The following is a 14,888-nucleotide window of genomic DNA, read 5'->3' as shown; positions in this document are numbered from 1 at the left end:
TGTGTTTACTCCACCGCAAGCAAGACGCTGACAGCCCGCTCGAGGAACACATCAACGACGGCTTCGTCATAAGCGTTTTTCCCGCGTGATTCCGGGAAAATAGCGTCGCGTACCACTTCTGAGGTGATGGTTTCTTCACCGTCGAAATACCGGGCGAGGCGATCGAGCAGTTCGTCAACATCCGATTTGCGGTATCCCCAGCCTTCAGCGTCAGCAAAACGCTGCCCGGCCGGGCGCAGGAGGCGCGGATAAAGGCTTTTAGCATCCTGGTAGGCGAGGTTGAGCCAGGCTTGTTCCCCACGCGCCCCGATAGTATTAGCCCGCTTAAGATGAATAAAGGCAGCTTCGAGACGGTCGAGAGCAGCATCTACCCGGGCCGGATCATATCCGCCACGCTGGCGGGAAAAACCGGCACGCCGCACATCCGTTTCGTCCATATCACCAGTGCCCCGCGAATATGCGTCTTTTGCGCGGGCGAGGAAATCATCGACCTGCTCGGTATTGTATCCGCGCGTGAGCGGACCCACTCGTTTAAACGTGCTCACAACTCACCTCACTTATCTACGCCGGCACCACGGTGCCGACCTGCCGACCTTCCCTCTTAATGTGCCGCACTCATTTTGCCATATGCGCCCACCACACGCCGCTCTCGCTCACAGCGCAGTCGCACCGTACACCGGGCTCGCCTTACCGGGCTTGCCTCAGAACACCCCTTGCGCCACCGCGAAGAAAAGGTAGCAGAACGGCGCCCACAGCAGGATGGAATCAATACGATCAAGCATGCCACCGTGCCCGGGGAAAATTGCACCCATATCTTTAACACCGAGCCAGCGTTTGAGGCGTGATTCAAGCAGATCACCGGCAGTGCAGCACACCACCGCTGCCATCCCGATACCGAAGGCCCACCACACGCTGTGCCCGAGAGCCACTGTGGCAAGCAACAATGCCACCACCAGGCAGGCCAGGATTGATCCCGCCAACCCCTCCCAGGTTTTCTTCGGCGAAATTCGCGGGGCGAGCGGATGGCGCCCAAAAAGCACCCCGGCAGCCCAGCCCCCGGTGTCATTGGCAACGGGCAAAAGGATGAGTGCTGCCACCATCCACGCCGGGGAATCCAGCTGGCACAGTGCCACCGCGAAACTCCCCAGCACGCTAACCCATAGAGAGACGAACACCGCGCAGGCGGCGTCGCTCACTTGCGCGCGCGCCCGGTCGCGTAGCCCCAACCACAGGGCGCAGGCCACCACCGTTGCCCCGAAAGCCAGCATGGCTGCACCGAGTCCGCGCCACCAGGCCAGCGCCAGTATCACGATATTCCCGGCCAGTAGCGTCGTGAGCGGCAGTCGGATACGGCGCGCGAGAAACGCGCCCGCGGCCTCCCATACGGCAAAGCTGAGCGCCACCACCACGAGCACCACAAAGAGCTCGATACGCCAGAGAACGCTAAGCGCCACCAGCGCTAGCAGGATGAGCGCGGTGGGCACGGCGGCTTTGAGGTTACGTCCGGCCCGCGAGGAGGTGGGGCGCGGCGGTTGCGGGGGACGCGGAGCGAGCAGGCTCCGCAACGAGGGGCGCGACATTAGATTTCGAGCAGGTCCTTTTCCTTGCCTTCGAGGAGCTTATCGATCTGCTCCACGAAGCTCTTCGTCAGCTTTTCCAGTTCGTCTTCGGCGCGCTTGACTTCATCTTCCCCGGCCTCGCCATCTTTTTGGATAGCTTCGAGGGTGTCCTTCGCCTTGCGACGTACTGCGCGGATGGACACGCGCCCGTCTTCAGCGCGGTTGCGAGCCAGCTTGACGTAGTCCTTGCGGCGTTCCTCGGTCAGAGCCGGGAGGTTCACGCGCAGCACATTGCCGTCATCGGAGGGATTGACGCCCAGGTCGGATTCGCGCAGCGCCTTATCAATGCCCTGCTTGGCACCTGGGTCGAAAGGCGTGATCATCACGGTGCGCGGTTCGGGAATGGTAATGGTGGCTAGCTGCTGGAGCGGCGTGAGGGTGCCATAGTAGTCCACCAGAATCGGGTTAAACATCCCGGCACTGGCCCGCCCGGAGCGGATATGCGAAAATTCTTCGCTGGTTGCTTCAATAGTTTTGCCCATCTTTTCGCGGGCTTCGCGCAAAGCTTCTTCAATCATCTTTTTTCCTTCGCAGTTTCGTTCACGGCGCGTAGCTACGTGGTACGACGACGCAGCTACCATGCGCCCGATGTGACATATCTTACCGGCTTAGCGGGGCTATACGCCCTGGGCGGAGACCACCGTTCCAATATTCTCACCGCGCAGCGCTGCGGTGACGTTACCCGGCTCGGTCATACCGAAAACCCGCATCGGCAGAGAGTTATTCCGTGCCAGAGCAAAGGCGGCACCGTCGGCCACCTGGAGATTATGGGAAAGCACCGTATCGTAGCTGATAGCGGTGAGCTTTTCCGCTTCCGGATGGGTGCGCGGATCTGCGGTATAGACTCCGTCCACCCCGTTCTTGCCCATAAGAAGCTCATCGCAGCGCAGCTCCAGGGCACGCTGGGCGGAAACCGTGTCGGTGGAGAAGTAGGGCATGCCGGCTCCGGCACCGAAAATAACCACCCGTCCCTTCTGGAGGTGACGGATGGCGCGCAAGGGAATATAGGGTTCGGCAATCTGCGTCATCTGAATTGCGGTTTGCACGCGACACTGGGTTCCGGCCTGCTCGATAAAATCCTGGAGCGCGATCGCGTTCATAACGGTACCGAGCATCCCCATATAGTCCGCCCGGGCACGATCCATTCCAGATTGCTGCAATTCAGCTCCGCGGAAGAAGTTTCCTCCACCAACAACAATGGCTACTTCGATTCCAGAAGCCGCCGCTTCGGCAATTTCCCCGGCGACACGCTGGAGTACCGCGGCATCGACGCCAACACTACCCGCCCCGAAAGTTTCCCCAGATAATTTAAGAAGAACTCGGCGGACCCCATCCGAGCTCGCATCATGTTCCAGTAGCGTCACCATTGCCTCCCGTCGCTCAGTTCATCGGGCTTAACCATACCAGCGCGCACTGGGGCATAATATCCGGGTGTCTAATGAAAATACTTCTTCTGATGCCGCCACATGGGCGGCGTCACTGCGCGCCCTCACGCCGGGCGTACTGCTTGCCGCTCTCATCGCGGTAGCATCCTGGGGCCTGAGTAAACTGATGCCCCTGCTTTCCGCCATGCTCTTCGCTATCGTATTGGGCATGCTGGTGCGCAACCTGGGACTTATTCCTCGTTCAGCAAACCGCGGTCTCACTTTCACCTCCAAACGGGTACTGCGCACCGGGGTGGTACTCCTGGGGCTGCGCCTGTCCATCCCCGCAATTTTGGGCTTGGGCTGGGGTACCCTCATCACGATCGTCACCTGCGTGACCGCAACGATGCTCATTTCTGTGCCCCTGAGCAAACTCCTGCGGGTGCCCCACGCTTCGGCTATTCTCACCGCCGTGGGTACCTCCATCTGCGGGGCCTCCGCGGTGGCGGGAACTTCCGCCGTGGTGCGGGTGCGTAACGAAGATGAACGCGATACCGCCGCGGCAACCGCTATTGCCTGCGTGACGCTTTTCGGTACCCTCACCCTGGTGGCACTCCCCTGGCTCGCCCACCTGCTGGACTTGAGTGCCAACCAGGCGGCTGTATGGATGGGCGCCACCATTCACGAAGTTGGCCAGGTGGTGGCCGCCGCCAATATTTACGGTGGGGTTGCCGATACCGCTACTGCCGCCAAGCTTGGGCGCGTGGTGTGCCTGGCCGCGGTGATCGCCGTGGTGGGGCTACTGGAGCGCGCAGCTAAGCAACGCGAGGCCCGCGCCGCGGGGCTGGACGGTGCGGCACTCGATACTCACGGCCATACGCGGAGCTCCGCACCTCTCATCCCGTTATTCGTACTCGGCTTCCTGATCGCGGTGGGGATCGCCTCCGTGCTGGAAAACCAGGCTTGGGCGGCCAGCGCCTTGCAGATTCTTGGTAACGACGTCGCCAACTGGCTCCTCATCGCCGCCATGGGCGCCATGGGCGCCGGCGTTCATCTCAAAACGATTATGCATACGGGGGCACGCACCGTCCTCTTCGGTTTCCTTCTCACTCTGGTGATTGTGGGGATCGGACTGGCGTGCGTGGCCGTTTTTGTGGTGTAGCAACGGCGTAAGATGCACGAAGCGGGGGCTTTCCTACGTAGATGGAAGCCCCCGCTTCGTGTATGTCCATATGCGGGCACGTTACGGTATCGGCGTGGATTACTTCAACGGCGCGTCGTAAACGTCGGCTGCGTCGTCGTCACGCAGATACGCAACCCAGAAGTAGGTGGCGAGGATGAAACCGCCGCCCACAATATTGCCAAGAATCACCACGCCGATATTGAGGGCAACGGCGCCCGGCGTGAATGCGGCGTAGTCAGCGAGCCCGTGACCGGAAGCGAGGACCGCTTCGGAATTCCAGAAAGCATCCCCGCCCCAGTACTTGCACATAAGGCCGAGCGGAAGCAGGAACATATTGGCCACCGAGTGCTCGAATCCGGCGGCAACGAAAAGCGGGATGGGGCATAGACAGGCGAGAATCTTATCCGCCGTAGAACGCCCCGATTGCGCAATCCATACACCGGCACACACCGCGATATTCGCGAGCACGCCCAGGAGGAAGGCCTCCGGGATAGAATGCGCGGCCTTGCCCGCCGCGGTATGGAGGGCAACCTCCCCCCACGCCCCGCCGTTGGAGAGCGCCTGGCCCGCGCCAAAGACGAGCAACGCCAAAAACAGCGCACCAACCAAATTGCCGGCCAAAGAAGTGCCCCAGTGAGCGAAGAACCGCCGGGGACGCACCCTCTTGTGGTAGAGCGGCATAACCGTCATCGTGGTTGAGGTGAAGAGATCCGAGCCGGTCAGCACCACCAGGATGAGGCCAACCGAGAAGCACAGGCCTCCCAGGACTTTCGCCGGGCCGAGCGGACCGTCGGCCAGGCCCTGTTGCGACGTAATGTAGAAAATGTAGCCCATGCCAATGAAGGCGCCGCCCGAGAGTGCCATCACGAAGGATCGCGTCAGCGGTTTCTTAGTTTTCTTGTATGCCGCGCGGGCGTTCTCAACCGCGAGGGTGTGCGGATCGGGAATGGTTATGCTCACCTCTTACTCCTTTGTCAGTTCAGCGCCCCTCATCTTATGTGAAAGTGCCCGGTGGGAGCTATAGACATTTATGAGCAGATAGGGACAGGGCACGGTGCGTGAGGGTACGACGACGGAGCTGTGCGCCCCGTCCTTGCCGGACGGAGCGCACAGCTCAACTATCTCACGCTACCTGTTTAGCGACGCTCACCGCGCCGATAAACCATGGCGCCTGCGCCCAGGAGCATCGAGAGGAAGGCTACGCCAATGGCGCCGCCAGTCCCGCTACCCGTATGCACGAGGCGCTGCGAGCGCCCAGCTGGTGGCGTAGGTGTTTGATCCGGCGTGGGCGCCGGCTGGGCTGGCTGCCCTGACGTCGGCACCGGTGTCGGAATCAGACTCGGCTCCCGTGTAGGTTCGGGGCTCGGCCTTCCAGGTGCCGACGGCGTGACACTCGGGTGCGGGTCAGGCCGCGGAGCAGGCTGCTTGCTCGGTTCCGGTTGCGGATCTGGTTGAGGATCCGGCTCCGGGCCGGGCCCTGGATCAGGCTGCGGTGCGGGACCAGGTTCCGGTTGCGGTGCCGGTGCAGGCGGCTGCGGCCCAGGCTCCGGTGCCGGATCTGGCTCCACCGCGCATTCCTTGATTTCCGCAGCGGTCATTGGCCGAGACTGCGTCTCGGTGCTCGACGTTGCCGTTTCCTCCCAGCTCAAGGCAGCCGCATTCCAGGTATACGTGTACGCGGTCTTGGTGCGGGATTGCGCCACCTGGTGGCTTTCACAGAATTTCTCCCCATCAATCCACTCGGTGAACGTCGGGTCCTTGGTGGGTTCCGGAGTGCAGGCCTTCACTTCCTCCGGAGTCTTCTCCCGCTCCTGGTTTTCGGTCTCAGTCGTGGGCACCGTATCCCACTCCAAAGTAGTGGCATTCCAGGTGACCGTATACGTGGTCTTCATACGGGTCTGCGTCACCGTATTCTTCTCACAGGTCACCTCCTCGTCCTGCCATTCCCCGTAGGCTCCCATCACAGCTGGCTGCGGATACCGTGTCAGGCTCCAGTAGCCGAGGAAGTGAACGTCGGCATCGGTAATGGTGTCGCTCGCGCGGTCCCACCCCGTGAAAGACCAGACTTCCCCGGGAGCATCCGAGTATCTCGCCTTATCGAAGGTGTCTGTGGGGGTGACAAGCGTTCCCTTCGGGAAACCCTGACCGTTCTCACCGAGGTTATCGGCGGGAGTGCGCGCCGCTAGTGCCTCTGGCAGGGCTTTTTTAGCACCGTCCGCAGCTTGGAATTCATGGGTTACCTTGAAAAGCTGCTGGTGCCACACCCACGTACCGATAAATTCCTGATCGGCCCCCGTGACCTTTTTGGTGGTCGCATCCCAGCTCTGGAAAGTCCACTGGCCGTTGCCATCGGGCACCGCCGTGAAATCTGGTACGGCCGAAGCGACAGTATCGCCCTCCGTGTAGCCAGCACCGTTTTTGGTGTCAATGGCGGGGGTCTGTTTCTTTACGCCCTCGGGCAGTTCCTTGCCGGCAGTACCGCTCACGAATGTGGAGGTCACGCCGTAAGCAGGAGCGTAGCCCGCATAGGCAGTGAGCTCATTCGGGTCCACAATCTGCGTGATGGGGGCGGCCGGCTGTGACGGTGCGGGCTCAGCGCGCGCCGTCTCGGCGCCAATTACTCGACTAGCGGCCGTGCACGGGTTCTTGTTCCCCTTAGCATCGGCCACGGAGTTAGCTGAGACACCGTCGGTAAAGGCGTGCGCGAAATCGTATCCCTTATTATTCGCTTGCCCGCTCGCAATCTCGGCGGGAGTGACGGCAGAGCAATACCAACCCACGAATGTGTAGGTGCCGAGCTCAGCGGTGCGGCCCAGGCTGTCGGTAATGGTGCGCGTCTCCTCGCGAACCGGGTTCGCACCCTCGTACCGGGTCATTTGAGCGGGGCGAGCCGCCGGGTGCTCCTGAAGGAGCTTTGTAGAGGAGTAGATCGTATAGGGCTGTTCTGCCTCAACGTTCTGCGCTTGGGCATCGAAGTGCCCTTCATTGGGGTGATACCACATCGTGGCACGCTGCCCAAGGACCACGGTGCCCTCATCGGAAAGCACGTAATCCCAGGAACCCGCACCTGTGTGGTCACCGAATTCCGCGGCAGCCTGGCGGTTATCGCGAGTGACATAGTGGACCATATTCGCGTCATCTGCGCCGGGCACGTAGCCGTCCGCGCCCTTCGCAACCGTGTAGCCGATGTAGCGCTGCGTCGGCTCGTTTTGCCCGGCGTACGGCGCTTCACTGGCATTCTTAACATTCTCACTCAGGGAAATATTGAGCTGGTTAGTGAGCTTGCCCGTTAGGAGCACCGCGGATTGTCCGTCGATCACCCGCACGTCACCGGTATCAAGGCGCGCCTTGGGCGTGATAATCACATCCTTATTGGCATACACATTCAAACCCGGGTACTCCCCAATCCGGGCACCGTCCACCTCGATGCTCGACGGATGATCCTGATGTACTGACCAGTCGCCCTTCTTGTTGCCGCCCAAACTCATGTCGTCGAGTTTCAGGTAGCCGTCATTGAAAATACCCGCGCCAACTGCCGAATAGACAAAACCGCCCGAGAGTTTCGAGGGGCCCGTCCCACCGGTGATGGTGGTAGAGCCTTCGTTGTATATAAGACCACCGCGCCCCGAGCGCCCGGAGCTCAGCGTCGCACCTTCCAGAGCTACCGTGTTTCCCGGGCCCACGAAGAGCGCACCGCCTACTTGTGTGGCAGGCCCCCAAACCAGGGTTCCGGCATTAGAAATCGTGGAATCGACAACGCGAAGATTAACCGCAGATTCTTCACCGATCCGGGTAGAAAGGGAAATCGCACCGCCGTTGGAATCTGCGTGCACATCGCGAATGGTGGAATTCTGGATCACCGCGGTGGCGCTCGATCCTGTTTCAAAGGCAATAGCACCGCCGAAGGTGGCCAGCCCCTTTCCGTTGCCGCTGCCGCGTCCGGTTAGTTGCGAATTGGTCAGTTCAAAACTTCCGGTGCCGACAATATCGATGAAACCGCCGGCGAAAGTCACCTTGGAACTATCACTGGCCACGAAGCGCGAATTATTAATTTTGAGCGCCGAGTCCTGGCTCGCAAAAGCACCACCGGAAATTCCGTAGGCATCCCCGCGCCCAGTGAAGGTGAAATCACTGTTATCCACGGTAACTTTCGCGTTGAATGCACGGAGGAATCCACCGGTATTGAAGGGGGCGCCAACGTTGACGGTGCTGCCGGTGATGCGCGCCGTCGTCCTGTCACCCGCATAGATCGCACCGCCTTGGTACCCGCCGGTAGCAACCCTGGCGACGTGGTTATCAATGAAGGAAGCCCGTTCCGCCACCAATGTGGCCGCCCCGTCCATGTAGATGGCACCGCCGTTACCTTCGTTACCGCGCACCCTTGCACTGTCCTGCGAATGATCCTTCGCCTGGTTTGTACGGAGCGTGGAATCGCTAATGTTCACCGTAGAGCGCGCCCCGGTGGCGTAAATCGCCCCACCGTTAGGCATCTGGCTGATCTGAGCACCCTGAGTTTCGGCGGGAAGGTTCCCAAAGGCAGGATTCCTCTTCGTCTCATCTGCGACCCGCATATCGTAGGTGGCCTGTGACCAGATACTCGAATTGTTTTCGATTACCGAATCGTTGGTGACGTTCAGGGCGGCGTCAAGAACGTACACGGCCCCACCTTCGAAATTGCGGGTTCCGGCGGTTGTTCCGTTCTTGATCGCCACCTTGTCGAGGGTGGCGGTAGAGCCCGCACCGAGCCACAGTCCCCGGCGCTTACCTGCACCATCAAGGGTGACATCAGAGAAGGTCACCTGCCCACCAGCGGTGCGGAACATATTGTAATGGTCGTTCCCGCCCGGGGCAGCGCTCGGTGCTCCGGCCGTAATGGTGTGCCCTTGGCCCTCAACGCTCAGATCCGCGTTGCTCGGGATCTCAATTTCACCGGTTAGCGTGATATCTGCGCTCAGACTCACGCTCTGGCCGGCCGTGATGGCGCTACGGAGCTCCTGCTCCGTCCCCACCGTTGTCGCCGCAAAAGCCGGGGATATTAGAGCATTCGTTGAAAAACCAAGGAGGGCTGCGGCTACTACCGCAACAGTTTTCTTGCCCACGTTGTTATTCCTATCTTTAAACTTGCGTTTCTTGCGTCGTTCGGTTGTTTTTAGTGAGAACGACGGCGCAAGCCGAGAACCCCGACTCCGGCAAGCATAAGAACTCCGGCAGCGAGCGCAAACGGGCTCGCGGACTGCCCGGTCTTTGACAGTTCTTGTGCTACTGGCGCGGGCTTAGCCGTTGGTGCGACCGCTGGGGAGATCGTGGGAGTGGCCGTGGGCGCCACGGGCGCTGGCACCGTGGGCTGCGGTGCGGAGGTTGGTGCCGGCTCCGGTATTGGAGCGACCGTCGGGGTTTGTGACGGCTCCGTCGATGGACGGGGCGAGGGCTCCGTGCTGGGAGTATCCGTCGGATCAACCGTTGGCTCAACTGTTGGATCACACGTCGGGTCGGGTTCCGGCTCCGTTGTGGGCCCCGGTTCAGGCTCCGGATTGGGCGGTAGCGGTGTTTCCACAACCGTCTTCGTCCAGGTGCCCGTGAAGCTCAGATCCGCACCATCAACAACCGCGCTCGTAGGCTCCCACCCATCAAACTTCCACGTTGTCACCACATCTGCGCTCTCGGTGCGAGTGGTACTTATGAACTCTGTTTGTGCCGGAGTTGGAGCAGTGACAGTGGAGCCTTGGACAACCTGCTCCGAATTCGGGAGGGTGGCCATCACTTCTTCGGGAAGCGCAGATCCATCAGCTGCCACATAGTTGTACGTTGCGGTGAAGATCGCGTCGGGATTCACCGTGTACTTCCAGTAACCAACGAAGTTGAGATTGCTTCCAGCCACAGTTGCCTCAGCGGGTTCCCACGCATCAAAGGTCCAGGTGCCTTCGCCGTCGACAACGCTTGTCTGAGCTAGTGCGGGCGGGGTCACCCGTGCACCGTCACGCAACTTAGTCACGCGCTCCGGTACGAGTTTGGTGACGCTCTCGGGGAGCTGACGTTCAGGATCCCGGCTGGCGAAGGTGAAGCTGGCATCGTTGGTAGCAACCATCGTCAAGGTCACCGGCTCCGAAGTGTCGTTGAAACGCAGCGGCATCCCCACGTAGAAGTAATCCATTGCCATGGTGCCGCGCACGGTGGGCTCCACCATGGAGAAGGTCTTGCCGGCCTCAAACTTGGACTGCGGAACGTAGAAGGCGTGCGCCGGGGTGGTAAGAACAAGCTTGGCGGGCTGGTATTCCGGCTTGTCGAGGTCCGCGCCCGTCACCTTGCTGCCGTCCGCGTGGTGCAGTCCAAAATGAGCGGTGAACTTGCCGGTGGCGGCATCGTATGCGGCAGTTTCGCAGCGCATGATCTCGCCGAACTTGGAGGGAGCATTCTGCCTATCCATTTCGGACTGCACAGCCTCGCAGCTCACAAAGTCCGGATTTGAGGAGACCACCGAGGGATCAACAGTGAAGGAAATATCCCACTCCCCGCTGAAGGTTTTAGTGGCGTAGCGCGCCTTGTCAAAGCCATTCTTGAACATCCACGCCATTTTGAAGATGTTGTATCTGTTCCACACACCCTTCATATCGAGGGTGCCGCGGTAGGCAATTTGGTAGGCATCAGCAGCGGTATCGCCCTTGGATGAGTCGTAGAGGAACTCGCTCTCACTGGTGATCTGACCTTCATTATCGATTGCGTAGGCGTCGCTACCTACGGTAATCGGGACATCGGTCGCCGCAGAGGCAGGGACGGTGCTAAATCCGATGAACCCCACAGCAAGGAGAATAGTTAGAACAACACGGATACGCTTGGACAAAATAAGCTCCCCCCGAGATGTGTGCAACCATGGCAAATATTTCCTTAGGTTTATAACTGCTGAAATGCATTTTATTCTCAAAGAATATTCATGTCTATACTCTAAATTTTAGACATTAAGCACCCCGGCCCTGAGCTGGTACGTCGTATATCTCAACCATCCTGCAAGATTATTTAGGTTCCGAAGCCACTGAAATCCACGCATCCTAAAATTCGGTACGGAGCGTACGTCGGGTAGCCCTGTCCCGCCCCGCGGCACGCGGGGCGCCGTCGTCGTACTACTGGCGCACTTTCACTGCACACGCACCGCACCCACACCGGTGCCCATCAATCGCGCCGCATCTGCATGCACACGTAGCCCGCACCTGCACTCAAAGCGCCGGCGCTACATACAACAGAGGGCGGGAGGTACTCTCGTACATCCCGCCCTCCGGCGTTTAGTGTTCTCACAACCGAAAGCTAAGCTCCCGGCAACCGGAAACTACGTCCCGGCACGCGCATGAACTTACTCAGCGTGCGAACCGACACGCAGGCGCTTGAAACCGGTCACCTTGCCGCCGGTCTGGGACACGATGGTCTTGACCGGGGTCTTCGGCTCGCGGGCGTAGCCCTGCTCCTCGAGAACGACCTGCTTGTAGAAGCCGTGCATGCGGCCTTCCACGATCTTCGGCACGGCCTTTTCCGGCTTGCCTTCGGCGATGGTGGTTTCGGTGGCGATGCGCTTCTCAGTTTCCACCACGTCGGCCGGAACATCCTCAATGGAGAGGTACTTCGGGTCGAGCGCGGCGATGTGCACGGCGATGTCGTGCGCGACTTCGGCGGCCTTGGCATCGGTGGCAACCAACACGCCCACCTGCGGGGGCAGGTCGGGGTTGGTGCGGTGCATATAAGCTTCCACGTGCTCGCCCTCGAGGACTTCCACGTGGGAAACTTCCATCTTTTCGCCGATAACGGCGGTCATGGCGGTGATGCGATCTGCAACGGTGCCGTCGCCCAGCTTGGCGGCGAGCAGCGCTTCCACGCTATCGGCGCCGGAATCCACGGCGGCGGTCAGGATTTCATCGGCCATACCGATGAACTTCTCATTCTTGGCCACGAAATCGGTTTCGGCGTTGATCTCCACGAGAATGCCACGCTGGCCGGCAGCGGTATCGGACACATGCGAGGCAACCAGGCCGTTCGCAGCGGTGCGGTCCGAACGCTTGGCGGCGGACTTCATGCCCTTGACGCGCAGGATCTCTTCGGCCTTGGCGGAATCCCCCTGGGCTTCGTCGAGAGCCTTCTTGGCGTCCATCATGCCGGCGCCGGTCTTGTCACGCAGCGCCTTCACATCGGCGGCTGTGTAATTAGCCATGCTTCACTCCTCACTTGTAGCGCTCAGGCTTAGGCCTGGGCGTCAGCTTCTTCGGACTTGTTTTCTTCAGATTCGGTGGCTTCGGCCGGAGCAGCTTCAGCTTCCGCGGCGGGAGCAGCTTCTTCAGTGGATTCCCCGGCCGCGAGAACTTCACGTTCCCATTCGGGCATCGCATCTTCGGTGGCGTTCTTGCCGGCGCCGCGGGCCAGGAGGCCTTCGGCTACCGCATCACCGATGACGCGGGTAAGCAGCCCAACGGCGCCAATGGCGTCGTCGTTACCCGGAATCGGGTAGGCAACTTCATCCGGATCGCAGTTGGTGTCCAGGATGGCAACCACCGGAATGTTGAGCTTATTGGCTTCGGAAACCGCGAGGTGTTCCTTGTTGGTATCCACAACCCACACGGCAGAGGGAAGACGGTGCATATCACGCAGGCCGCCGAGGGTCTTCTCCAGCTTGTCCTTTTCGCGGGACAGCATGAGGAGTTCCTTCTTGGTCAGGCCCGAGCCAGCGACGTCCTCGAAGTCCATCTGCTCGAGTTCCTTGAGGCGCTCGATGCGCTTGGCAACGGTCTGGAAGTTGGTGAGCATACCGCCCAGCCAACGTTCATTCACGTAGGGCATCCCGGTGCGTTCGGCCTGTTCCTTCACGGCTTCCTGCGCCTGCTTCTTGGTGCCCACAAAGAGGATATTTCCGCCGTGCGCCACGGTTTCCTTAACGAAATCGTAGGTGCGGTCGATATCGGCGACCGTCTTGCGCAGGTCAATAATGTAAATCGAGTTACGATCCGTAAGGATGTAACGCTTCATCTTCGGGTTCCAACGGCGGGTCTGATGCCCGAAGTGCACACCAGCTTCCAGCAGCTGGCTCATGGTGACGACAGCCATGCGGCGTCCTTTCTCAGGCGCCATTATTACAATGGCGCGGTATCGGTTCTTGCACGACGGCGGAATTGCCGCCGCGCCCTGGTGCCCACGAACCGCGGTTCCCAATATGCGCCACCCACTGGGCAGCCCGTACCGGGACCGATCCGCGACCCTCGTATGCGGGCACGCGTATTTCGACCGGGGATAACCGGCCGCCTGTACATATTACCCCACCCGGAAAAACTACGAACGGCGGGCGGATGTGATTTTCGCGGGAATCTTGCGGCTAGAACGAAGGTGCACACGGGGCCAACACGTACACGGGGCGGGCGGGGCGAGCGCCGCTACAAGCGAGCCCACGCGACGTCTCAGAATGCGAGTGGGATTGCACAGCACTACGACATGACTATAGGATGATCTGCATAGTTACTGACACTGCAATCTAGGAGCAACCTGCCCTATGCGAGTCCTTGAATCCAAGACCTATCGCATCAAGGAAATCTTCTTTATATAAAAATTGCGAGAACGTCGTATTCTCGCACGCACTTAGCAATGATGCGCGCCCGGCACCTATACATAAATTCCTGAAGCCCCGGGTGGGTACACCTATGTACTTTTTCCTAAATGGTGCGTGCGATAGGGGTTCATGCTGCCCTGAATACGGTAATTGGATTGATAAGGATAAGGATTTTGATAGATCCTCATATTCCCGTCCTCGATGTCGCCCATGTGCGGCGCGCCTTCGGGAAAGAAAAATTTGTTGCAGTTGAAGACGTGTCCCTCCAGGTAATGGCGGGTCAGGTGCATGCCTTGCTCGGCCCGAACGGGGCCGGGAAAACCACAACGGTGCGGATATGCGCCACCTTACTAGCCCCCACGTCGGGACAGGTGCGGATCGCGGGGATTGACGCGGTGCGCCATCCGGAGAAGGCACGCTCGCGCCTGGGCCTGGTGCTGGGCGGCGACCTGGGGTTTTATCCCCGGGCTACGGCGCGCGATAATCTCCTGTATTTTGCCGACCTGCAAGGGGTGGCAAGCGGGCGGCGGCGCGGCGTCGTCACTGATGTTCTTGAACGTGTCAAGCTCACCGATTCTGCCGGGGTGAAAGTCGGGCAGTTTTCGCGTGGGATGCGCCAGCGTCTCCACCTGGCGCGCGCCTTATTGGGTGCCCCGCCACTGCTCCTTCTTGACGAACCGACCACGGGGCTGGACCCCGACGTCGCGCTCACGGTGCGCGATATTATCCGCGACGTTGCCGCCAATGGAACCGCGGTGCTCCTCACCTCGCATTCCATGCCGGAGGTCGAAGAGCTGGCGGATATCATCACCGTCATCGGCGCGGGAAAAATCGCGGTGCGCGGCAGCGTTCGCGATATTGCGGACTATGCCGGGGTGGGTGCAACCACGACCTTCACGCTAGGGGCGCGCAAGGCGGATATTTTCGCGGGCCTCGAAGCTGAATTCCCCGGCGCGGTGATTATTCGCCGTCCGCGCGCGGGCAATTGGGCGGTCACGATCTACTGGGATGCGCGCTCCGGTGCGCAAGCCGAACGCCTGGTGGCGTTCCTCGGGCACGAGCCAGAGGACCTGATTACCCGCCCGGCCTCGCTGGAGGAAACGTATCTCGCACTGGCAGATGGGTTGGCGCGGTGATCCGGCAGTTCC

The 14,888-nt window shown here is 60.4% G+C and carries 11 protein-coding genes; 2 read left to right on the top strand and 9 right to left on the bottom strand.

The annotated features are described in order from the left end of the window. Window positions 1-5: 5 nt before the first annotated feature. From AC5RK6_RS03905 to pyrH, 4 genes are all read right to left on the bottom strand, one after another. Window positions 6-545, bottom strand: coding sequence for a DivIVA domain-containing protein (locus tag AC5RK6_RS03905; RefSeq protein WP_016442493.1), 540 nt, complete (start codon window positions 543-545; stop codon window positions 6-8). A 156-nt stretch (window positions 546-701) separates the two neighbouring features. Beyond that, entirely contained in the window at window positions 702-1,580 is an 879-nt protein-coding gene (locus AC5RK6_RS03900; RefSeq protein ID WP_320757293.1) for a phosphatidate cytidylyltransferase, read from the bottom strand. Then, the gene (gene frr, locus AC5RK6_RS03895) at window positions 1,580-2,137 is read right to left on the bottom strand and encodes a ribosome recycling factor (RefSeq protein WP_016442491.1); all 558 of its coding nucleotides are present in this window, start codon (window positions 2,135-2,137) and stop codon (window positions 1,580-1,582) included. Before frr ends, AC5RK6_RS03900 begins: the two co-directional genes overlap by 1 nt. Window positions 2,138-2,236: 99 nt before the next feature. After that, on the bottom strand, window positions 2,237-2,986 hold the full coding sequence (pyrH, locus tag AC5RK6_RS03890; RefSeq protein ID WP_284898402.1) for a UMP kinase: 750 nt from the start codon (window positions 2,984-2,986) through the stop codon (window positions 2,237-2,239). Between the two features lie 64 nt (window positions 2,987-3,050). On the opposite strand from pyrH, the gene AC5RK6_RS03885 reads away from it, so the two are divergent. Next, a complete protein-coding gene (locus AC5RK6_RS03885; protein ID WP_016442489.1) occupies window positions 3,051-4,145 on the top strand; it encodes a YeiH family protein in 1,095 nt (364 codons plus the stop codon). A 99-nt stretch (window positions 4,146-4,244) separates the two neighbouring features. Here AC5RK6_RS03885 and AC5RK6_RS03880 read toward each other — a convergent pair whose 3' ends face one another. The 5 genes from AC5RK6_RS03880 to rpsB all read right to left on the bottom strand — a co-directional run bounded on the left by AC5RK6_RS03880 (window position 4,245) and on the right by rpsB (window position 13,244). Continuing rightward, complete coding sequence (locus tag AC5RK6_RS03880; RefSeq protein WP_016442488.1) at window positions 4,245-5,126, bottom strand: formate/nitrite transporter family protein; 882 nt, start codon at window positions 5,124-5,126, stop codon at window positions 4,245-4,247. Window positions 5,127-5,302: 176 nt separating this feature from the next. After that, complete coding sequence (locus AC5RK6_RS03875; RefSeq protein WP_435730794.1) at window positions 5,303-9,265, bottom strand: SHIRT domain-containing protein; 3,963 nt, start codon at window positions 9,263-9,265, stop codon at window positions 5,303-5,305. A 50-nt stretch (window positions 9,266-9,315) separates the two neighbouring features. Next, window positions 9,316-10,962, bottom strand: a complete 1,647-nt coding sequence (locus AC5RK6_RS03870; RefSeq protein ID WP_320757295.1) for an SHIRT domain-containing protein — start codon at window positions 10,960-10,962, stop codon at window positions 9,316-9,318. Between the two features lie 546 nt (window positions 10,963-11,508). Further along, window positions 11,509-12,357 carry a translation elongation factor Ts gene (tsf, locus tag AC5RK6_RS03865; RefSeq protein ID WP_016442485.1) on the bottom strand — a complete coding sequence of 283 codons (849 nt, stop codon included), beginning with the start codon at window positions 12,355-12,357 and terminating at the stop codon, window positions 11,509-11,511. A gap of 29 nt (window positions 12,358-12,386) precedes the next feature. Then, the gene (gene rpsB / locus AC5RK6_RS03860) at window positions 12,387-13,244 is read right to left on the bottom strand and encodes a 30S ribosomal protein S2 (RefSeq protein WP_435730795.1); all 858 of its coding nucleotides are present in this window, start codon (window positions 13,242-13,244) and stop codon (window positions 12,387-12,389) included. Between the two features lie 669 nt (window positions 13,245-13,913). Between rpsB and AC5RK6_RS03855 the strand changes: the two genes are divergently transcribed. Then, window positions 13,914-14,876 carry an ABC transporter ATP-binding protein gene (locus AC5RK6_RS03855; RefSeq protein WP_320757297.1) on the top strand — a complete coding sequence of 321 codons (963 nt, stop codon included), beginning with the start codon at window positions 13,914-13,916 and terminating at the stop codon, window positions 14,874-14,876. The last annotated feature ends 12 nt before the right edge of the window (window positions 14,877-14,888 follow it).

Source organism: Actinotignum sp. usb-actsch-213 (assembly GCF_059085665.1).
Note: the sequence above shows the minus strand (reverse complement) of the source record. Positions and strands in the feature narration are given on the sequence as shown.